A 402-nucleotide genomic window follows, 5' to 3' on the forward strand; every position below is an offset into this window, starting at 1 on the left:
GCCTGTTTGCGCTGCTGACCATCGCCATCCTTGTCCGTCACGCGATGAATGGCGGCGTGCTCAACGACGCGACGCCGACGCTCGGCGAACAGTCGATCTACACGCTGCTCACCATCGGCGCCTCGGTGACGCTGATGGCGCTCGACCTGCGGCAGCCGAGCATCGTCTTCCGCACTGGCTCGATGGCGGTCGGTTATGTCTCGATGGCCTTCGTGATTTTCGCTCACTATGTCGGCCTCAACCCCTATTTCACCGGCGAGCCGACCGGCAAGATACCGGTCTTCAACCTGCTTTTCCTTGCCTATCTCCTGCCGGGTCTCGCCTATGGCTTCGCCGCCCTGTTCGCCCGCGCGCGCCGGCCGCTGCATTATGTCATCGCTCTGGCGCTGACCGGGGCGAGCC

1 protein-coding gene is annotated in these 402 nt (G+C 64.2%); it reads left to right on the top strand.

From position 1 onward, the window contains the following. Positions 1 to 402 (top strand): DUF2339 domain-containing protein (locus AC1D0P_RS30975; RefSeq protein WP_477680229.1); only part of this gene is annotated, 402 nt, incomplete at both ends.

It is taken from the genome of Polaromonas sp. P1_G2, assembly GCF_056405515.1.